Genomic DNA, 20,565 nt, shown 5'->3' with positions numbered 1-20,565 from the left:
GCGTCACTCCTCGACGTGCACGGTGTCCAGGTAAGTGCGAACCGCCCACAGTGCTTCCTGACTCAGGTAGTCCGCCATTTTCGGCATGTACACCCGACCGTCGCGCACTGCGCCATGGCGCACTCGCTCGACGAACCATTCATCGCCGGCGTCAGCGGCATCGAGCATACGCAGATCGGGGGCGATGCCGCCGGACTTGGCTTCCAGGCCATGACAGGCCGCGCAGTTCTGGTTGTAGGCCGACGAGCCGATTTCCACGGCCTTGTCGTGTTCAGGGGAAGTACGGTAGGGATTCACCGATGCCCAACCGTCGGCATCGACCGGCACGCCGGAATCCTTGATCGCGGTCAGTCCTTTGGTCTCCACGGCCTGTGGCACCACATTGCCGTGGGCCCACACGGAACCGGCGCTGATAAGACCGGCCAACAGTCCGGTGACGAGCAAGGCGTTGCGTTTCGTTGTCATTGTTATGCCCTCAGGTTGCACGCAAAACCTCTTGGCAGAGGCTATGGCGACCATCTTAGAAACCCCGGCGCACTGGCCCCATGCTGCTTTGGTGGCCGGCGTCTAATCCCTTGGTAGTAAGGCGATCGGCGGGACGTCGACGGGGAACCCTAGCGCCCCGCCGGCGCGGGCAAAAATGGCGGCGGCACGGGACGCGGGCCGTGGAGCCGGTCGACGCCGATCAGGGTGAGGATCAGCAGAAAGGGCAACAGCAGTGCCTTGACGATGCGCATGGTCAGTCCCTCCGGAGTCATGGCTGCAAGGGCCATGCTAGAACCGCGCCGACCACGGGCCGTTACTACCTTGGTACAAGCTGGTCGATACTTTCTGCATATTTCCACCCTGCCAAGGGCTTCCTATGCTGGCGCTACCTGAAATGGAGTGCCCCATGCGCCAGCTAGCCTCTTGTGCCCTGACCTACCTGTTGGCGATCGCCTGTGCCGCCGGGCTGGCATCCCTGAGCCAGGCTGCCGACGCCCCCTTGCAGGTACGAATCGGCTACCTGGGCTATCGCCTCGACCCCGGCCCGCTGCTGTCCAACGTCATTCCCGAACCCGCCGACGCCGGACTGCGCGGCGCTGAACTGGCGATTATCGACAGCAACAGCACCGGGCGTTTTCTCAATCACAGCTACAGCCTGGAGAGCGCCAGCGCCGACAGCCCCGAAGCCTTGCTCGAAGCAGCCAGGACCCAGCATGAACAGGGCCTGCGCCTGTTCGTGGTGAATGCACCGGCGGACAGCCTGCGCCAACTCAGTGCAGCCCTGCCCGACAGCCTGCTGTTCAACGCCGGCAGCCCCGATGACAGCCTGCGCACCACCGACTGCCTGCCAAACGTGCTGCACAGTCTGCCGAGCCGGGCGATGCTGGCCGATGCACTGGCGCAGTTTCTGGTGGTGCGCAAATGGCAGCGGGCGCTGCTGATCGTCGGCCCGACGCCGGACGATCAGGCCTACGCCGCGGCCCTGCGCCGCGCGGCCAAGCGCTTCGGCCTGCAACTGGTGGCGGAGAAACCCTGGAGCTTCGATAACGATCAGCGGCGCAGTGCCCAGGCCGACATGCCGCTGTTCACCCAGACCGCCGAATACGACGTGGTGCTGGTGGCGGACGAACGTGGCGACTTCGGCGAATACGTTCCCTACCAGACCTGGTATCCGCGCCCGGTCGCCGGCACCCAGGGCCTGATTCCGACAGGTTGGCACAAGACCGTGGAAACCTATGGCGCCGCCCAATTGCAAAAGCGCTTCGAGGCCCTCGCCGGACGCTGGATGAACGACCGTGATTTCGCCGCGTGGATGGCCGTGCGCAGCGTCGCCAGTGCCGTGAGCAAACTGCGCCAGAGCGAACCGATGGCGATCCGCACCCTGGAAATCAGCGATCAGTTGCCGCTGGACGGTTTCAAGGGACGCAAGCTCAGTTACCGCCCGTGGAACGGCCAGTTGCGCCAGCCGATCCCCATCGTGCAGCCCCGGGCGCTGGTCAGCACTTCGCCACAGGACGGCTTCCTGCACCCATTCAACGAGATGGACAGCCTGGGTTACGACAAGCCCGAGGTCAGTTGCCGCTTTCCCTGATCACAACAACTAAAACAAGGAAACTGCCATGCGCCACACCCTGCCTTGCTGCGCCCTGTTGCTTGTCGCCGGCCATGCCGTCGCCAGCACCGCCTGGGTCTCCAATGAAAAGGACAACAACCTGAGCCTGATCGACATGCAGACCCTGCAAGTCACCGAGACCCTGCCCGTCGGCCAGCGCCCTCGTGGCCTGCTGCTGTCCCATGACAACAAGCTCCTTTACATCTGCGCCAGCGACTCGGACCGGGTCCAGGTGATGGACGTGGCCACCCGCAAGATCATCAAGGAACTGCCCTCGGGCAAGGACCCGGAGCAATTCGCCCTGCACCCCAACAACCGCTGGCTGTACGTCTCCAACGAAGACGATGCACTGGTGACCGTGATCGACACCGAAACCTCCAAGGTCCTCGGCCAGATCAACGTCGGCGTCGAGCCCGAAGGCATGGCGGTCAGCCCCGACGGCAAGTGGGCAGTGAATACCAGCGAAACCACCAACATGCTGCACTGGATCGACACCAGCACCCAGACTCTGGCTGACAGCACGCTAGTGGATCAGCGTCCGCGTTTCGTCGAGTTCAGCAATGACGGCAAGCAGCTCTGGGCCTCGGCGGAAATCGGCGGCACGGTGACGATCCTCGACGTCGCCAGCCGCCACGTCCTCAAGACCCTGAACTTCCAGATCAAGGGCGTGCACCCGGACAAGGTGCAGCCCGTGGGCATCAAGCTCAGCGCCGACGGCAAGTACGCCTTCGTGGCCCTGGGCCCGGCCAATCACGTGGCGGTCATCGATGCCAAAACCTTCGAGGTACTCGACTACCTGCTGGTGGGCCGGCGCGTCTGGCAACTGGCGTTTACCCCGGACCAGAAGCAATTGCTCGCCACCAATGGCGTCAGCGGCGATGTGTCGGTGATCGATGTCGAGAGCCTCAAGGTCAGCAAGTCGGTGAAGGTCGGGCGCTATCCCTGGGGTGTGGTGGTGACGCCATGAACGCCCTGGAAGTCAGCGACCTGAGTTTCTCCTATGGCCCCCGGGAAGCGTTGCGCCAGGTGAATTTCAGCCTGGCGCCGGGCCGCTTCGCCGCGTTGCTGGGGCCCAACGGCGCGGGCAAGTCAACGCTGATCGCCCTGCTGACCCGGCTCTATGATCTGCAGCACGGCGATATCCGGGTGGGTGGCTGTTCATTGCGCCAGGCACCGCGCCCAGCGCTCAAACAGTTGGGCGTGGTGTTCCAGCAAAGCACCCTGGACCTGGACCTCAGCGTTGAACAGAACCTGCGCTATCACGCCGCCCTGCATGGTTTGTCGCGACGCGAGACCGGCCTGCGCGTCGATGCGGAACTGGATCGCCAGGGGCTGGATGAGCGTCGCGCCGAGCGGGTGCGCAACCTCAATGGCGGCCATCGCCGCCGGGTGGAGATCGCCCGGGCCTTGCTCCATCAACCGCGCCTGCTGTTGCTGGATGAAGCCAGCGCGGGGCTTGATCCAGCCAGCCGCCTGGCGCTCAACCGGCACATTCGCAGCCTGTGCCGCGAACAACGGATCAGCGTGCTCTGGACCACCCATTTGCTCGATGAAGTGCAGCCCTGCGACGATTTGCTGATTCTCCATCAGGGCCGGCTGGTCGCCAGCGGACAGGCCGATGCACTGAGCCTGGAACACGGCGGCGACCTTGACTCGGCCTTCACTCGCCTGACCACCACGGGAGCTGCCCGATGAACGCTTACTGGCAATGTTTGCGCGGCATCGTCCTGCGCGAGTGGCTGCGCTTCGTGCTGCAACGCACGCGATTTCTCAGCGCCCTGGTGCGGCCGCTGCTGTGGCTGCTGGTGTTCGCCGCCGGCTTTCGCGCGGCACTGGGCATCGCCATCATCGAACCCTACGACACCTACATTCCCTACGAGGTCTACATCATCCCGGGCCTGGCCTGCATGATCCTGCTGTTCAACGGCATGCAGGGTTCGCTGTCGATGGTCTACGACCGGGAAATGGGCAGCATGCGCGTGCTGCTGACCAGCCCCCTGCCCCGGATCTTTCTGCTGTGCAGCAAGCTGCTGGCGACGTCGCTGATTTCGCTGGTGCAGGTGTATGCCTTCCTGGCGATTGCCTGGGTCTACGGCGTGCAGCCACCGGCCATGGGCTTGCTGCTGGCCCTGCCGGCGCTGTTGCTGGTGGCGTTGATGCTCAGCGCCCTGGGGTTGTTGCTGTCCAACGCCATCCGCCAGCTGGAGAACTTCGCCGGGGTGATGAATTTCGTGATCTTCCCGCTGTTTTTCCTGTCATCGGCGCTGTATCCGCTGTGGAAAATGCGCGAGGCCAGTGAATGGTTGTATTGGCTGTGCGCGATCAATCCGTTCAGCCATGCGGTGGAGCTGGTGCGATTTGCCCTGTATGAGCGGTTCAACCCGCTGGCGCTGGGCGTTTGTGCGGGGCTGACGCTGGTATTCGCGCTCCTTGCCGTCCTGACCTTCAACCCCCAACACGCGGCCCTGCGCAAATCCACCTGACAAAACCCATCCCCTGTAGGAGCGAGCCTGCTCGCGAACGCGGTGGCACATCAAACACTGATGTGACTGACAAATCGCAATCGCGAGCAGGCTCGCTCCCACAGGAGTTCTTCATTGAACGGGGAAAAATTACGACTTTAGTACTGGTTTTACCGGCCTATCGTCGCATTCCCAACCGGCCACGACTGGCATGTAATGGGCGCATAACGATAAGGATCAATCCCCATGCCGCGTGCCCGACGTCGCCTGCTGCGTCCCTCTCTCGCTGCTTTGTCGCTCAGCCTGTGCCTGGCTTGCGCAAACGCGCAAACCCCGCTGTTTTCCCCCGATGGCTATCGCATCGACCTGTACCGCAGCCCGACGCCGGACGTCATGCAGGACGCGACCCTCATCGATACCCCCGTCCTGCAAACCCTGCTTGAGCAAAACCCGCCGCCGCTGCTGATCGACGTCTACCGCCGGCAATGGCTGCAAGGCCGCTTCATCGAAGATCAGCCCCACGAAAACCTGCCCGGCAGCCACTGGTTGGCCAATACCGGCGACGGCGAACTGACGCCGCAATGGCAGGCTTATTTTGAAGGCAACCTGAAAAAGCTGACCGGTGGCAACCTCAAGCAACCGCTGGTCTTCTACTGCCGCGCCGATTGCTGGCTGAGCTGGAATGCCGCCAGGCGCGCGGCCCGCCTGGGCTATAAGTCACTGTACTGGTACCGCGATGGCCTGGATGCCTGGCAGGCGGCCAACCTGCCGCTGACCCCGGCCCGGCCCGAGCCCTTTCCCTGAGCTTTACGCCTGCGAGTTGTTGCCACACCATAATCAAAATAATGAGGTGAAAGGCCATGTACAAAATTCTGATTGCCGACGATCACCCGCTGTTTCGCGAAGCCATACACAACGTTATCAGCGATGGTTTTACCGGCAGCGAGGTCATGGAAACCGCCGACCTCGACAGCGCCCTGGCACTGACCCAGGAACACGATGACCTGGACCTGATCCTCCTCGACCTGAACATGCCCGGCATGCACGGGCTCAATGGCCTGATCAACCTGCGCAACGAAGCACCGACCATTCCGGTGGTGATCGTCTCCGCCGAGCAGGACAAGCAGGTCGTCCTGCAGGCCATCACTTACGGTGCGGTGGGTTTCATCACCAAGTCCTCGCCCCGCACGCAGATGACCGATGCCATCCAGCAGATCCTCAACGGCAACGTCTACCTGCCTCCGGACATCATCCGCATGGGCAACGGCCAATCGCACCGGCGCATGAACGACACCCCGAGCATCCCGCCGGAACTGCTGCAGGCCCTGACCCGCAAGCAGTTGCAGGTGCTGGAGCGAATGACCAAGGGCGAATCGAACAAACAGATTGCCTACACCCTGGAAATCGCCGAAACCACGGTCAAGGCCCACGTCTCGGCGATATTGCGCAAGCTCAACGTGCATAACCGCGTGCAGGCGATCCTGAGTGCCGGGGATATAGATTTCGGGTCCTATCTACGGCGGTGACCGCTCCCCCCAACTCTGTAGGAGCGATCCCTGCTCGCGATGGACTTCAGAACGCCGCGGAGTGTCAGGCCTCCAGCGTCATCGTTGACCACCATCGCGAGCAGGCTCGCTCCTACAGAGGGCGCGGCCTGGTCATAGGGCTTAGGCGAGCAAATGACTCATCGCCGTCTTCAGCTTCATCGGCCGCACCGGCTTGTGCATCAGGGTATGCCCCAGTTCGCGGATCTGCTGTTTGAGCTCGTTGCTGTAATTGGCCGTGATCATCATCACCGGTATTGCACAGGAACGACGGGCATTGATCCGTGCCACGGCATCGACGCCGTTGCGGTCGTTGTCCAGGTGGTAATCGGCAATCAGCAAATTTGCCTCGGCATGGTAATTGTCCACCTGCCGCGCCAGGTCTTCCTCAGACAGCGCCGTCACCACTACGCAGCCCCAGCCCTCCAGCAAGGTGCGCATGCCGGCGCATATGGCCGCGTCATTGTCCAGCACCCAGACCTTCGCGCCACGCAACCTTTCGAGCATCGGCTCGGTCATCGGCGGGCTCGGCAATGGCTTGGGCGCGGTGGCGCTCAACGGCACCTCCACCGAGAACATCGAGCCCCTGCCCGGCCAAGACTGCACATCAATGCGGTGCCCGAGAATGCCGGCAATCTTCTCGACGATCGCCAGGCCCAGGCCCAGGCCACGATCCTGGTCAGGGCGTTGCACGTCGCCACGCTTGAACTCCTGGAAAATTTCCTCCAGACGATCCTCGGCAATGCCCATGCCGCTGTCCCAGACCTGAATCGACAGACGCTGACGATGGCGTCGGCACCCCAGCACCACGCGACCGCTCCAGGTGTAGCGAATGGCGTTGCTCAACAGATTGCGCAGGATCCGCGCGAGCAATTGAATGTCGCTGCGCACCAGCGCCGAACAGGCAACGAAATGCAGTTGCAGGCCTTCGCTGCGCGCCACCTGGGTGTACTCGGCGGCAAGGTTTTCCAGCAGTTCGCTCAAGGCGAACGGCGCAATATCGGCCTTGATCACCCCGGCATCGAGCTTGGAAATATCCACCAGCGTACCCAGCAGGGTCTCCACGTCATCCAGGGAATTGCTGACATTGCGCACCAGCACTTCGTTGCAGATCGGCTCGCGGCGCTCCAGCAAGGCACTGGTGAACAGTCTCGCGGCGTTCAAGGGCTGCAGCAGGTCGTGGCTGACGGCGGCGAGAAACTTGGTTTTCGACAGGTTGGCCTGTTCCGCTTCCAGCTTGGCTTCGCGCAAGCGTGATTCGACCCGGCGACGCTCATCGATTTCCCGCAATAACTGGTCGTTGAGGCCTGTCAGCTCGACGGTGCGCTCGCGCACCCGCAATTCAAGGTTCTGATAGGCCTGATGCAAGGCTTCGGCGGTACGGCGACGCTCGGTGATGTCGCGAATCAGCACGAAAATCCCCACCACCTCACCGCTGGCCAAACGGTTGGGCACGTAGGAGCGCAACATGTAGCGCTCCTGATTGTTGACGTTGGTCTCGGCGAACTCGAAGGTCACGCTCTCCCCGGCCAGCGCCCTGGCCACGTAGGGCTCCAGACGCTGGTAATGCTGTTCGCTGTGCACTTCGCGCAGGCTCTGGCCGAGCATCACGCCACGCGGCCAGCAATACCATTCTTCGTAGACCTTGTTGGTGAACTCATACACCAGATCGGCATTGAGATAGGCGATCAATGCCGGCACATGGTCGGTGATCAACCGAATCCAGCGCTCGCTTTCGCTCAGGGCTTCGGCATGCTGGTAGCGTTCGGTGATATCGGTGAAGGTGTTGACGAAACCGCCGGTGGGCAGCGGATGAGTACGGATTTCCAGGACCCGGCCATCGTCCAGGCGCTGTTCGCATTCCTGCACGGGTCGCCCGTTGACGCCACGGCTGGCCGGGGTCAACAGGGTCAACTCGCTGTCGGCGATCACTTCGGCAAACGGCCGATGAGCCGCCACCGGCGCCAGGCCACTGAGTTCGAGAAACCGTCGGTTCCACAGCTCCAGAATGCCCTCGGCGTTGACCATCGCCACCCCTTGGGACAGGTTGTCGACGGCCCGCTGCAACAGATGCGACTTCTGCGCCAGCGCCTGCTCGCGACGCACGGTTTCGCTGAGTTTGACGTCGGTGATGTCGGTGAACAGGATCACCCGCCCGCCTTCCTGGGTCGGCCGTTCGCTGACTTGCAGCCAGCGACCGTCCTGCAGGCGGTACAGCAGGTTTTCCTCGGCATGCCCGCGCGGTTCTTCGGCAAACATCCCGTTGCTCTGCATCAGGCGCTTGACCTCGACCAGGCGCATGCCGGCGTGTATCCGCTCCCGGCTGTTGCTCCAGAACGCCTTGAATCGACTGTTGAACAGGACAATGCGCTGCTCGGCGTCGAACAGCACAAAGGCGTCGGAGATGCTTTCGATGGCATCGATCAGGTGCTGGTGGGCCGTTTCCGCGCGCAGGCGGGCTTCGCTCAGCAAATGGTTGCCGGCCTTGAGTTCGGCCATGGCCTGGTTCAAGGCGTCGGTACGCTCTCGCACCTGCTCGGCCAGCACCACCGAATGCTGGAAGGCCGCATACGGATCGTTGCCACGGGTGATGCCGGACTCGATGCGCTCGATCAGCGCCGCGTTGATGCGTTGCAGCTTTTGATTGTCATGCGCAAGCGCGGCGATCTGCGCCTCAAGCTCAGCGTTTTGCGAGGGACCGGCCCCGGGCAATGGCAACGCCGGTGAAGGTCTGGTTGATGTGCATGCCATTGAACTGTTCTCCGTAGGTGTTGAACCCCATCACCCGCTGCTCGCGCAAAAAGTTGCCGATCTGCTCCAGGCTGCCGTCGTCTTCCAGTTCCAGGCGCCTGAGGAAACAGTCGCAACCGATGGTCAGCAACAAATCGCCGAGCCGTTCCTGCAAGCCGTCGAACAGGCTTTGCAGGTTCGGCAGCAGTGGGCCCGGGGTCATGGCGGTCAGGACAATGCCGTTCTCCACCGCGCAGTAGAAACTCAGGCTCAGGTCCGGATGAACCTGTTGAATGGCGCGCAGGTAATATTGCTCGTTGAACCGAACCGCCAGCGGGTGCGCGGCGAAGACCCGGTGGTCGAGCTCGGCCACCGGCACCCCGATGTGCCGGGCGTACTCGGCGGCGGCCGGTTCGGCATTGAGTTCGAACACCCGTCGCGAGGCACTGTCGGCCCCGGTGACCACCAGCTTTTGCGCCTGCGGCAGCAGGTGGTGGGTAGTGAACACCTCGAAGTCCAGCCAGGTATTGACCAGCACCACCACTGCCGCGCCGCTGTGAAACCCGCCGTCGAAATACACATGGGTGTGGGTCAGGTAGTTGTCGTCGCCGGCCGAGCCGCCGAAATGCGGAATGGCACCCAGCGCCGCACTCAAGGCGGCGAGCACCATCTCTTCACGACTGGACAGGCCATCGAGCAGGGTCAGGGCAAAGCTGTTGCCCTTGATCGGTGCCAGGGTGTTGCTGCGACAGCCGCTGACCAGACGTTCGACCATTTGCTGTGCGTCGATCAGGCTGAAGTGCTCCATTTCGTCGATCAGTTCGAGGCTGATGGAAAAATGCCGATGATCGAAGCCCAGCGCCGTGACGCAATTGCGCCCATAACCCAGCGGGGTGATTTCCCCGGCGCTGGTGCAGCCTGCCAGGCGTATCCCGCCGAAACCCTGCTGCAAGGCCTGGCCCAGCGCCGGCAAGTCGTATTCGGCGGAACAGAAGAACAGCACGAAACCCAGGTTCGGATGCAGCAACTGCCGCGCCAGTTCCTGCGCGGCCTGCTGGGGATCGGTGGCCAGGGACATCGCGCTGACGACACCCTCGTTATGGACCTGCTGCATCGCCACCCCCGCAGGTGCGTGTGTATGAGGCACGAGTGTACGAAGGCTGTGGGGCGGGACGAATGCTACTTGGGTAGCGGGTAGGCGCTTCGATGGGATGAGACTTGGACGTTATCTGCCAAACAACACATTTCCCCTTGTAGGAGCGAGCCTGCTCGCGATGGTGTGTCAGTCGGCATTTTTGTAGCTGACACTCCATCGCGAGCAGGCTCGCTCCTACAGTGGTCGGTGTGAGGGCTATTGATTATTTACCAGGTCAACACCGCCCCCACCGCGAACGTGTCGGTATCTTCGTTCTGGGCATTGGTGTCGTGGCCGTTGATTTCGAACTGGTTGTACTCGGCCACCAGCTTCAGGTTGTCGTTGACGTCATGAAACAGCGCAATCCCTCGGGTTTCATAGTCCGCGCCGCTGCCAACCACGCCGTTGCCATCGTCGTTGGTCTTGCCGTAGGACAACGCCAGGCGGTTTTTGCCCAGCTTGTAGGAGCCCTGCAACAGATAACCGTCGCTGTCGACATTGCGCAGGGTCGGCTCGCCGGCGTTGTTGGTGAAGAACGGGTTGATGCCCTTGGCCTGGAAGCCGGAACCGGTCAGGGACAAGCCGCCCATTTTGGCCTGCACGCCGTAACCGACGCCCTTGGACGTCACGGTCGCCACGCTGGAATCGGTATTGTCCGAAGTCTGGTAGCTGCCGTTGACCCAGCTGTAGATGTTCGCCCCGGCCAGGTCGAACTGATAGGTGACCTCGCTCTCGGTGCGCGGGTTTTCCTGATAGGCCTTGCCGGTGGGACTGCTGTCGTTGGTGTCCACCGGGTCCATGATCCCCACCGCCACGCGCAGACCGTCCATCACCGGTGTGCGGTAAGTGATTTGCGACGTCGGGAAAGGATACGGATAGCCGGTGCCGATGTTGCCGAATGACACCCCGCCACCATCGACCAGCCCCAGGGTGTCGCTGACCTGACCGTAACCGGCGAGCAGTTCATCGAGCAGGATGTTGGAGCGGGCAAACAGGCCGAAGTCCTTGCCGATCAGCACTTCGCCCCACTGCGGGTTGGCCACGGTGCCGTAGAACTGCCGCACATCGATGGCGGTGTCGGTGCCATTGGTCTCGCTGTCGTTGATCGTCACCCAGAACGAGGCGCGGGCGCCGAGCTTGAGGTCATCGACCTGCTTGCCCATGTTGAATCCCAGATAGTTGGGCAGAAACCCCATTTTCACCCGCGACTGGCGGCGGTCGAACTGATCGCCGGCGCGGTCGACATCGCTGTTCACATAGAAGGCGTTGATGTAGCCGTCGGTGGAGAACGTGGTCTGGTCCTTGTCGTACAGCATGATGTCGGCCTCGGCGGTGGAGCCCAGGCCAAAGGTGGACAGGCTCGTAATGAAGGCCGGTAAAAAACGATGCGTGAAGTTCTTATTGTTGTGCATGGCGCGCTCCGCGACTGGGGACGAGTTGTCGGAGGCGATTATCGAAAGCGGACAGGCGGCGCCATACGCTGCCTTGGGGGCGGTTATGAGGTGCTTTGGAGGGGCCGGTGACGCGCGACAGTTACGGCGTAGGACCGCTTGTCGGCAGGGCTCGCCACCAAGGGTGTACGCCTGTCGGCGGATGGACCTGCAGGAGCGAGCCTGCTCACGATGGACTAGAGAACACAGCGGGGCATCAGGTGCCCAGCGTTATCGTTGTCGTCCATCGCGAGCATGCTCGCTCCTGCAGGAGGGCAACTGTTCGGTTTAGAGAGCGGAGTTCATCAGCATGTAAACGGCAACCACCAGGCAGACACTGGCAAACCCCACCTGCAACACCCGCGCCGGCACCCGCGCGCAGAGTTTGCGCCCGACGATCATGCCGACGATGCTGGAAACGATGAAGGTTGCACCGAGGCCGTCGATGCGCACGCCGGCGTGCAAGGCACCGACCACGCCGATGGCCGAGATCAGGCTGATCACCATCAACGAAGTCGCGATAATCCCGCGCATTTGCACATCGGTCAGTTGCTTGAAGGCCGGCACGATCAGAAAGCCGCCGCCCACGCCGAGCAGCCCCGAGACCACACCCGTCACCGCGCCGAGCGCCGCCAGGGTCGCGGTGCATTTGGCGGTCCAGGAGAACCGCCCGGTGTGCTGGTCGAGCATGCAGTTCTTCTGCCCCCAGTTGGCATGGCCGTGGTCGCTCGGGCCCTCCTCCTTGCGTTCACGGCGCAACATCCGCGCCGCCACCATGAGCATCAGCAGGCTGAACAGGATCATCAGGATCTTTTCCGGCAACTGATGGGCAAAGTAGATGCCCACCGGCGAGAACACCGCGCCGAGCGCAGCAATCAGCAATGCCGCGCGATAGCGCACCAGCCCGTGACGCAAGCCGTCGATCGCCCCCACCGCCGCCGAACTGCCCACCGCAAAAAGCGCGACCGGTGCCGCCTGGGTCATGCTCCAACCCAGGCCCAACACGAGCGCCGGTACGGCCAGAATGCCGCCGCCGGCTCCGGTCAGGCCCAGCACCAAGCCCATCACCACACCAAAAAAACTCGCCAGTAACATAAAACGCTCGTAATCCATGACAAAGGCCGGGAACGCCCGGTATCGATAGCTGACAGGATAGTGGCCGGCCGCTGTTTTTCATAAACAGAATTGCGCCGGGGGACTGGTCAGCGCAGGGAAAATGAAACTAACCTCATGGCTTGTCCACGACAGAACCCACCCCATGCCTGCCTTGATTGAAGCCTTTTTCGACGACGCCTCCTCCACCTACAGCTACGTGATTTACGAAGCCGATGGCAGGCAATGCGCGATTGTCGACCCGGTGCTCGACTACAACCCCGCCGCCGGGCGCACCACCACCGTGCAGGCTGAGCGGATCATCGCCTTCGTGCGCCAGCACCGGTTGCAGGTGCAATGGCTGCTGGAAACCCACGCCCACGCCGATCACCTGTCCGCCGCGCCGTACCTGCGCCGCGAGCTGGGTGGCAAGATCGCCATCGGCCAATCGATCTGCAAGGTGCAGGACGTGTTCAAGGCGCTGTTCAACCTCGAACCGCAGTTCTGCAGCGACGGCTCGCAATTCGATCACCTGTTCGCCCCCGACGAGTCATTCATGATCGGCAATCTCAAGGCGACCGCCCTGCACGTCCCCGGCCATACCCCGGCGGACATGGCGTACCTGATCGACGGCGAGCAGATTCTGGTGGGCGACACACTGTTCATGCCGGACGTGGGCACCGCGCGCTGCGACTTTCCCGGCGGCAACGCCAACCAGATGTTCGCCTCGATCCACAAACTGCTGACCTTCCCCGCCGGCGTGCGCCTCTACGTCTGCCACGACTACCCGCCCGAGGGTCGTGGGCCGCAATGCGTGACCACGGTGGGCGAACAGCGCAAAAGCAACATTCATGTTCGCGACGGGATCGATGAAGCGGCATTTGTCACCATGCGCACCCGGCGCGATGCCGGATTGGGCATGCCAACGCTGCTGCTGCCGGCGATTCAGGTCAATGTGCGGGCGGGGAATCTACCACCGGCTGAAGATAACGGCGTGACCTACCTCAAGATTCCCCTGAATAAATTCTAAATACGCCCCGTAACCCAGTGGGAGCAAAGCTTGCTCGCGATGGCGTCGCATCAGGCACCATCGTTGTTGATTGGACGAACGCCATCGCGAGCAAGCTTTGCTCCCACAGGGCTTGGGGTATTTCAGATATCCAGGGTCAACCCGTTCGCCGGCAACGGCAGCGCCGTCTTGTAGCGCACCTGCTTGAGCGCAAAGCTGGAGCGGATGTTGGCAACGCCGGGGACTTTGGTGAGGAAGTCCATCATGAACCGCTCCAATGACTGGATGCTCGGCACCAGCACCCGGATCAGATAGTCCGGGTCGCCGGCCATGAGGTAGCACTCCATCACCTCCGGGCGATCGGAAATGGCGTCCTCGAAATGCTGCAATGCCCTCTCCACCTGCTTTTCCAGGCTGACGTGGATGAACACGTTCACATGCAGTCCCAGCATGTCGGCATCCAGCAGCGTCACCTGCTCGCGAATGACTCCCAGCTCTTCCATTGCCTTGACCCGGTTGAAGCACGGCGTCGGCGAAAGGTTCACCGAACGCGCCAGGTCGGCGTTGGTGACGCGCGCGTTCTCCTGAAGGCTGTTGAGAATGCCGATGTCGGTACGGTCCAGTTTGCGCATGAGACAAAACCACCTGTTTTTTATTCGTATGCAGATTTTTTATCTGCAAATAGTCTCCAACGCAACGAAACAGAGAGAAATATTCTTCTGGGCCGGGCCTATGATTGTTGTAGGACAAGATTTCTTCTACCGAAGGAAATCTGTCAGCTCACTACAAGAAATTCACAAGATCGAGCGTAGAAGCCATGACCCAAGCGTATGAACCGCTGCGCCTGCACGTCCCCGAACCCTCGGGCCGCCCGGGCTGTAAAACCGACTTCTCCTACCTGCACCTGACCGATGCCGGCACGGTGCGCAAACCACCCATCGACGTAGAACCCTCCGACACGGCCGACCTGGCCCGCGGCCTGATTCGCGTGCTCGACGATCAGGGCAATGCCCTGGGTCCATGGGCCGAAGGCGTGCCGGTGGAGATTCTGCGCAAAGGCATGCGCGCCATGCTCAAGACGCGGATCTACGACAACCGCATGGTGGTTGCCCAGCGTCAGAAAAAGATGTCGTTCTACATGCAGAGCCTCGGCGAAGAAGCCATCGGCAGCGCCCAGGCCCTGGCGTTGAACATCGACGACATGTGCTTCCCGACCTACCGCCAGCAGAGCATCCTGATGGCCCGCGACGTGCCGCTGGTCGACCTGATCTGCCAACTGCTGTCCAACGAGCGCGATCCGCTCAAGGGACGCCAGTTGCCGATCATGTACTCGGTGAAAGAGGCCGGCTTCTTCACCATCTCCGGCAACCTCGCCACCCAATTCGTCCAAGCCGTCGGCTGGGGCATGGCCTCGGCGATCAAGGGCGATACCAAGATCGCCTCGGCCTGGATCGGCGACGGCGCCACCGCCGAGTCGGACTTCCACACCGCCCTGACCTTCGCTCACGTGTACCGCGCGCCGGTGATCCTCAACGTGGTCAACAACCAGTGGGCAATCTCCACCTTCCAGGCCATTGCCGGCGGTGAAGCCACCACGTTCGCCGGTCGTGGCGTCGGTTGCGGCATTGCCTCCCTGCGGGTCGATGGCAACGATTTCTACGCGGTCTACGCCGCTTCCGCCTGGGCCGCCGAACGCGCCCGGCGCAACCTCGGCCCGACCATGATCGAATGGGTCACCTACCGCGCCGGCCCGCACTCGACCTCCGACGATCCGTCCAAATACCGTCCGGCGGACGACTGGAGCCACTTCCCGCTGGGTGACCCGATCGCGCGCCTCAAGCAGCACCTGATCAAGGCCGGCCACTGGTCCGAAGAGGAACACGCCGCCGTCAGCGCCGAACTGGAAGCCGAAGTGATCGCCGCGCAGAAGCAGGCCGAACAGTACGGCACCCTCGCCGGCGGGCAGATTCCAAGCGCCGCGACCATGTTCGAAGACGTCTACAAAGAGATGCCGGAGCACTTGAAGCGCCAGCGTCAGCAGCTGGGGATCTGAGATGAACGATCACAACAACAATATTCAGCTGGAAACCGCCATGACCACGACCACCATGACCATGATCCAGGCCCTGCGCTCGGCCATGGACGTGATGCTTGAGCGCGACGACAACGTCGTGGTGTTCGGCCAGGACGTGGGCTACTTCGGTGGCGTGTTCCGCTGCACCGAAGGCCTGCAGACCAAATATGGCACTTCGCGGGTGTTCGACGCGCCGATCTCCGAGAGCGGCATCGTCGGCACCGCCGTGGGCATGGGCGCCTACGGCCTGCGCCCGGTGGTGGAAATCCAGTTCGCCGACTATGTGTACCCGGCCTACGACCAGATCATTTCCGAAGCCGCGCGCCTGCGTTATCGCTCCGCCGGTGAATTCACCGCGCCGCTGACCCTGCGCATGCCATGCGGCGGCGGCATCTACGGCGGCCAGACCCATAGCCAGAGCATCGAGGCGCTGTTCACCCAGGTCTGCGGTCTGCGCACCGTGATGCCGTCCAACCCCTACGACGCCAAGGGCCTGCTGATCGCCTCCATCGAAAACGATGACCCGGTGATCTTCCTCGAGCCCAAGCGCCTGTACAACGGCCCGTTCGACGGCCACCACGAGCGTCCGGTGACCCCGTGGTCGAAACACCCGGCCGCCCAGGTGCCCGACGGTTACTACACCGTGCCGCTGGACGTGGCCGCCATCGCCCGTCCGGGCAAGGACGTCACCGTCCTCACCTACGGCACCACCGTCTACGTGTCGCAAGTCGCCGCTGAAGAAAGTGGCGTGGACGCCGAGGTCATCGACCTGCGCAGCCTGTGGCCGCTGGATCTGGAAACCATTACCAAATCGGTGAAGAAAACCGGCCGCTGCGTGATCGTCCACGAAGCCACCCGCACCTGCGGCTTCGGCGCCGAGCTGGCGGCATTGGTGCAGGAACATTGCTTCCACCACCTGGAAGCGCCGATCGAACGCGTCACCGGCTGGGACACCCCCTACCCGCACGCGCAAGAGTGGGCGTATTTCCCAGGGCCGTCCCGTGTGGGCGCGGCGTTGAAACGGGTCATGGAGGTCTGAATGGGCACGCACGTTATCAAGATGCCGGACATTGGCGAAGGCATTGCAGAAGTTGAATTGTCGGTATGGCACGTGAAGGTCGGCGACATGGTCGTCGAGGATCAGGTGCTGGCCGATGTCATGACCGACAAGGCGATGGTGGATATTCCCTCGCCGGTGCATGGCAAGGTCATCGCCCTCGGTGGGCAACCCGGCGAAGTGATGGCGGTCGGCAGTGTGCTGATCAGCATTGAAGTCGAAGGCGCGGGCAACGTTAAGGAAACGGCTGCACCCGTGGCGGCTCCGGTCAAAGAAGCGCCAGTCGCCGCCGCAGCGAAAACCGAACCGGTCGTGGAAAGCAAACCCGTGGCCGCCCCTCGTCCAGCAGCCGTTTGCCAGGGCCCGATTGTGGCTCGCGAAGCCGATGAGCGTCCGCTGGCCTCCCCGGCGGTGCGTAAACATGCACTGGACCTCGGCATCCAGCTGCGTCTGGTGCGTGGCACCGGCCCGGCCGGTCGGGTGCTGCACGAAGACCTCGATGCCTATCTGGCCCAGGGTCAGTCCAATGCCTCGTCGGTCAGCAGCGCTTACGCCCAGCGTAACGACGAAGAGCAGATCCCGGTGATCGGCATGCGTCGCAAGATCGCCCAGCGCATGCAGGACTCCACCCAACGCGCCGCCCACTTCAGCTACGTCGAGGAAATCGACGTGACGGCGGTGGAAGAGCTGCGCGCGCATTTGAATGAAAAACACGGTGCGACCCGCGGCAAACTGACCTTGCTGCCGTTCCTGGTGCGCGCCATGGTCGTCGCCCTGCGCGATTTCCCGCAGATCAACGCCCGCTACGACGACGAAGCCCAGGTCATCACCCGCCTCGGCGCGGTGCATGTGGGCATCGCCACCCAGGCGGATATTGGCTTGATGGTGCCAGTAGTGCGTCACGCCGAAGCCCGCAGCCTGTGGGACAACGCGGCGGAAATCGCCCGTTTGGCCACTGCCGCGCGCAATGGCAAGGCCAGCCGCGATGAACTGTCCGGCTCCTCCATCACCCTGACCAGCCTCGGCGCGTTGGGCGGCATCGTCAGCACCCCGGTGCTGAACCTGCCGGAAGTGGCGATTGTCGGCGTGAACAAGATCGTCGAACGGCCGATGGTGATCAAAGGCCAGGTGGTGATCCGCAAGATGATGAACCTCTCCAGCTCCTTCGATCACCGCGTGGTCGACGGCATGGACGCGGCGCTCTTCATCCAGGCCGTGCGCGGCCTGCTCGAACAACCCGCCACGCTGTTTATGGAGTAAGCGATGCAGACTTTGAACACCACGCTGCTGATCATCGGTGGCGGCCCTGGCGGTTATGTGACAGCGATCCGCGCCGGCCAGTTGGGCATCCCGACCCTTCTGGTGGAAGGCGAATCCCTGGGCGGCACCTGCCTGAACATCGGCTGCATCCCGTCCAAGGCACTGATTCACGTCGCCGAGCAGCTCCACCAGACCCGCCATCACAGCCAGCATTCGGCGCTGGGCATCAACGTGTCGGCGCCAACCCTGGACATCGGCAAGAGCGTCGAGTGGAAAGACGGCATCGTCGATCGCCTGACCACTGGCGTCGCGGCGTTGCTGAAAAAGAACAAGGTCCAGGTCATTCAAGGCTGGGCCAAGGTGGTCGACGGCAAGACCGTCGACGTCGGCGACACCCGCATCCACTGCGAACACCTGGTGCTGGCCACCGGCTCCAAGAGCGTGAACCTGCCGATGCTGCCCATCGGCGGGCCGATCATTTCTTCCACCGAAGCCCTGGCACCGACGTCCGTACCGAAACGCCTGGTCGTGGTCGGCGGCGGTTATATCGGCCTGGAACTGGGGATTGCCTACCGCAAGCTCGGTGCCGAAGTCAGTGTGGTCGAAGCCCAGGAGCGCATCCTGCCGGCTTACGACGCCGAACTGACCCAGCCAGTCCACGAAGAATTGAAGAAGCTCGGTGTGAAGCTTTACTTGAAGCATAGCGTGCAAGGCTTTGATTCAAATGCAAATACTCTTCAGGTTCTGGACCCTGAAGGCGGCACCCTGAATCTGGAAACCGATCAGGTGCTGGTGGCCGTGGGCCGCAAGCCGAACACCCAGGGCTGGAACCTCGAAGCACTGAACCTGGACATGAACGGCTCCTCGATCAAGATCGACAATCGCTGCCAGACCAGCATGCGCAACGTGTATGCCATTGGTGACCTGAGCGGCGAACCGATGCTCGCCCACCGGGCCATGGCCCAGGGCGAGATGGTCGCCGAGCTGATCAGCGGTAAAACCCGCGAGTTCAACCCTGCCGCCATCGCCGCCGTGTGCTTTACCGATCCGGAATTGGTGGTGGTCGGCAAGACCCCGGATGAGGCCAAGGCCGCAGGCTGGGATTGCATCGTGTCCAGTTTCCCGTTCGCCGCCAATGGCCGGGCGATGACCCTGGAATCGAAAAGCGGCTTCGTGCGCGTGGTCGCCCGCCGCGACAATCATGTGATTGTCGGCTGGCAGGCGGTGGGTGTCGGGGTGTCCGAACTGTCGACGGCCTTTGCGCAGAGCCTGGAAATGGGCGCGCGACTGGAAGACACCGGCGGCACTATTCATGCGCATCCGACGCTGGGAGAGGCGGTGCAGGAGGCGGCGTTGCGGGCCTTGGGCCACGCGTTGCACCTGTAACCCGACCCCTGTAGGAGCAAAGCTTGCTCGCGATGAAAGCGCCACGGTGTATCAGGAAACCCGTGTCATCGTTCATCGCGGGCAAGCCTTGCTCCCACAAGGAGCGTATTTCAGGCTGCGAAACAGCCCAAGAATGAAGTATTGTTGTCCCCATCCAAAAAAACGTCAGAAGCCTTGTACCGTTTCGACGGTTGTTAAGTGATAGAGGGTGTCATGGGTAACGAAAGCATCAATTGGGACAAGCTGGGTTTTGACTACATCAAGACTGACAAGCGCTATCTGTCGTACTTTCGCAATGGCGAGTGGGACAAAGGCACCCTGACCGAAGATAACGTGCTGCACATCAGCGAAGGCTCCACTGCCCTTCACTACGGCCAGCAATGCTTCGAAGGCCTGAAGGCCTATCGTTGCAAGGATGGCTCGATCAACCTGTTCCGTCCGGACCAGAACGCCGCGCGCATGCAGCGCAGCTGCGCCCGCCTGCTGATGCCGCACGTGTCCACCGAGCAGTTCATCGAAGCGTGCAAGGACGTGGTCCGTGCCAACGAACGCTTCATCCCACCATACGGTACCGGCGGCGCGCTGTACCTGCGTCCGTTCGTGATCGGTGTGGGTGACAACATCGGCGTGCGTACCGCGCCGGAATTCATCTTCTCGGTGTTTGCGATTCCGGTCGGCGCCTACTTCAAGGGCGGCCTGACCCCGCACAACTTCCAGATCTCCACCTTCGACCGCGCCGCGCCACAAGGCACCGGTGCCGCCAAGGTCGGTGGCAACTACGCTGCCAGCCTGATGCCGGGTTCCCAGGCCAAGAAAGCGCACTTCGCCGACGCGATCTACCTGGACCCAATGACTCACAAGAAAATCGAGGAAGTCGGTTCGGCCAACTTCTTCGGGATCACCCACGACAACAAGTTCGTGACCCCGAACTCGCCGTCGGTGCTGCCAGGCATCACCCGCCTGTCGCTGATCGAACTGGCGAAAACCCGTCTGGGCCTGGAAGTGGTCGAAGGTGACGTGTTCATCGACAAGCTGTCGGACTTCAAGGAAGCCGGTGCCTGCGGTACCGCTGCCGTGATCACCCCGATCGGCGGGATCAGCTACAACGATCACCTGCACGTGTTCCACAGCGAAACCGAAGTCGGCCCGATCACCCAGAAGCTCTACAAAGAGCTGACCGGCGTGCAGACCGGCGACATCGAAGCGCCAGCCGGCTGGATCGTCAAGGTTTGACCTGACGCCCCATCCGCAATAAAAAATCGCCGCCTTCGGCATTCGAAGGCGGCGA

Annotated in this window: 19 protein-coding genes; 12 read left to right on the top strand and 7 right to left on the bottom strand. The window is 62.4% G+C overall.

Annotated features, from left to right (window positions below):
• Nucleotides 1-3: 3 nt before the first annotated feature.
• Nucleotides 4-465, bottom strand: a complete 462-nt coding sequence (pedF, locus tag DKY63_RS01720; RefSeq protein ID WP_110962509.1) for a cytochrome c-550 PedF — start codon at nt 463-465, stop codon at nt 4-6.
• A 149-nt stretch (nt 466-614) separates the two neighbouring features.
• Entirely contained in the window at nt 615-758 is a 144-nt protein-coding gene (locus tag DKY63_RS32065; protein ID WP_162634802.1) for a hypothetical protein, read from the bottom strand.
• A 134-nt stretch (nt 759-892) separates the two neighbouring features.
• Here DKY63_RS32065 and DKY63_RS01715 point away from each other — a divergent pair, with 134 nt between their 5' ends.
• The 6 genes from DKY63_RS01715 to DKY63_RS01690 all read left to right on the top strand — a co-directional run bounded on the left by DKY63_RS01715 (nt 893) and on the right by DKY63_RS01690 (nt 6,086).
• Nucleotides 893-2,077 (top strand): ABC transporter substrate-binding protein, encoded by a 1,185-nt coding sequence (locus DKY63_RS01715; protein WP_110962508.1) that lies wholly within the window; start codon nt 893-895, stop codon nt 2,075-2,077.
• Between the two features lie 28 nt (nt 2,078-2,105).
• On the top strand, nt 2,106-3,065 hold the full coding sequence (locus DKY63_RS01710) for a YVTN family beta-propeller repeat protein (protein ID WP_110962507.1): 960 nt from the start codon (nt 2,106-2,108) through the stop codon (nt 3,063-3,065).
• Nucleotides 3,062-3,793, top strand: a complete 732-nt coding sequence (locus DKY63_RS01705) for an ABC transporter ATP-binding protein (RefSeq protein ID WP_110962506.1) — start codon at nt 3,062-3,064, stop codon at nt 3,791-3,793. The genes DKY63_RS01710 and DKY63_RS01705 overlap by 4 nt, the downstream gene beginning before the upstream one ends.
• Complete coding sequence (locus DKY63_RS01700) at nt 3,790-4,581, top strand: ABC transporter permease (RefSeq protein WP_110962505.1); 792 nt, start codon at nt 3,790-3,792, stop codon at nt 4,579-4,581. The genes DKY63_RS01705 and DKY63_RS01700 overlap by 4 nt, the downstream gene beginning before the upstream one ends.
• A gap of 225 nt (nt 4,582-4,806) precedes the next feature.
• On the top strand, nt 4,807-5,364 hold the full coding sequence (locus DKY63_RS01695; protein WP_110962504.1) for a PQQ-dependent catabolism-associated CXXCW motif protein: 558 nt from the start codon (nt 4,807-4,809) through the stop codon (nt 5,362-5,364).
• A gap of 56 nt (nt 5,365-5,420) precedes the next feature.
• Entirely contained in the window at nt 5,421-6,086 is a 666-nt protein-coding gene (locus tag DKY63_RS01690; protein WP_110962503.1) for a response regulator transcription factor, read from the top strand.
• 141 nt (nt 6,087-6,227) lie between these two features.
• Here DKY63_RS01690 and nahK read toward each other — a convergent pair whose 3' ends face one another.
• From nahK to DKY63_RS01665, 4 genes are all read right to left on the bottom strand, one after another.
• A complete protein-coding gene (nahK, locus tag DKY63_RS01685) occupies nt 6,228-8,816 on the bottom strand; it encodes a hybrid sensor histidine kinase/response regulator NahK/ErcS' (protein WP_110962502.1) in 2,589 nt (862 codons plus the stop codon).
• On the bottom strand, nt 8,785-9,948 hold the full coding sequence (gene nosP, locus DKY63_RS01680) for a nitric oxide-sensing protein NosP (RefSeq protein WP_110962501.1): 1,164 nt from the start codon (nt 9,946-9,948) through the stop codon (nt 8,785-8,787). Before nosP ends, nahK begins: the two co-directional genes overlap by 32 nt.
• Nucleotides 9,949-10,196: 248 nt before the next feature.
• On the bottom strand, nt 10,197-11,381 hold the full coding sequence (locus DKY63_RS01670) for a porin (RefSeq protein ID WP_110962499.1): 1,185 nt from the start codon (nt 11,379-11,381) through the stop codon (nt 10,197-10,199).
• 306 nt (nt 11,382-11,687) lie between these two features.
• Nucleotides 11,688-12,494, bottom strand: a complete 807-nt coding sequence (locus DKY63_RS01665) for a sulfite exporter TauE/SafE family protein (RefSeq protein WP_110962498.1) — start codon at nt 12,492-12,494, stop codon at nt 11,688-11,690.
• 163 nt (nt 12,495-12,657) lie between these two features.
• Here DKY63_RS01665 and DKY63_RS01660 point away from each other — a divergent pair, with 163 nt between their 5' ends.
• On the top strand, nt 12,658-13,521 hold the full coding sequence (locus tag DKY63_RS01660; RefSeq protein WP_110962497.1) for an MBL fold metallo-hydrolase: 864 nt from the start codon (nt 12,658-12,660) through the stop codon (nt 13,519-13,521).
• Nucleotides 13,522-13,643: 122 nt separating this feature from the next.
• Here DKY63_RS01660 and bkdR read toward each other — a convergent pair whose 3' ends face one another.
• Nucleotides 13,644-14,132 carry a Bkd operon transcriptional regulator BkdR gene (gene bkdR / locus DKY63_RS01655; RefSeq protein ID WP_110962496.1) on the bottom strand — a complete coding sequence of 163 codons (489 nt, stop codon included), beginning with the start codon at nt 14,130-14,132 and terminating at the stop codon, nt 13,644-13,646.
• 185 nt (nt 14,133-14,317) lie between these two features.
• Here bkdR and DKY63_RS01650 point away from each other — a divergent pair, with 185 nt between their 5' ends.
• From DKY63_RS01650 to DKY63_RS01625, 5 genes are all read left to right on the top strand, one after another.
• Nucleotides 14,318-15,553: a 3-methyl-2-oxobutanoate dehydrogenase (2-methylpropanoyl-transferring) subunit alpha gene (locus tag DKY63_RS01650; protein WP_110962495.1), complete on the top strand. Its 1,236-nt coding sequence runs from the start codon at nt 14,318-14,320 to the stop codon at nt 15,551-15,553.
• Between the two features lies 1 nt (nt 15,554).
• Nucleotides 15,555-16,613, top strand: a complete 1,059-nt coding sequence (locus DKY63_RS01645) for an alpha-ketoacid dehydrogenase subunit beta (RefSeq protein ID WP_110962494.1) — start codon at nt 15,555-15,557, stop codon at nt 16,611-16,613.
• Entirely contained in the window at nt 16,614-17,891 is a 1,278-nt protein-coding gene (locus tag DKY63_RS01640) for a dihydrolipoamide acetyltransferase family protein (protein ID WP_110962493.1), read from the top strand. It abuts the gene before it with no gap.
• Nucleotides 17,892-17,894: 3 nt separating this feature from the next.
• Complete coding sequence (gene lpdA / locus DKY63_RS01635; protein ID WP_110962492.1) at nt 17,895-19,277, top strand: dihydrolipoyl dehydrogenase; 1,383 nt, start codon at nt 17,895-17,897, stop codon at nt 19,275-19,277.
• Nucleotides 19,278-19,490: 213 nt separating this feature from the next.
• The gene (locus tag DKY63_RS01625; protein ID WP_110962490.1) at nt 19,491-20,510 is read left to right on the top strand and encodes a branched-chain amino acid aminotransferase; all 1,020 of its coding nucleotides are present in this window, start codon (nt 19,491-19,493) and stop codon (nt 20,508-20,510) included.
• Nucleotides 20,511-20,565 lie beyond the last annotated feature (55 nt).

The sequence above is a fragment of the Pseudomonas putida genome (assembly GCF_003228315.1).
GTDB classification, from domain to species: domain Bacteria; phylum Pseudomonadota; class Gammaproteobacteria; order Pseudomonadales; family Pseudomonadaceae; genus Aquipseudomonas; species Aquipseudomonas putida_S.
The sequence above is the reverse complement of the archived record's forward strand: the minus strand, read 5'-3'. Positions and strand labels throughout refer to the sequence as shown.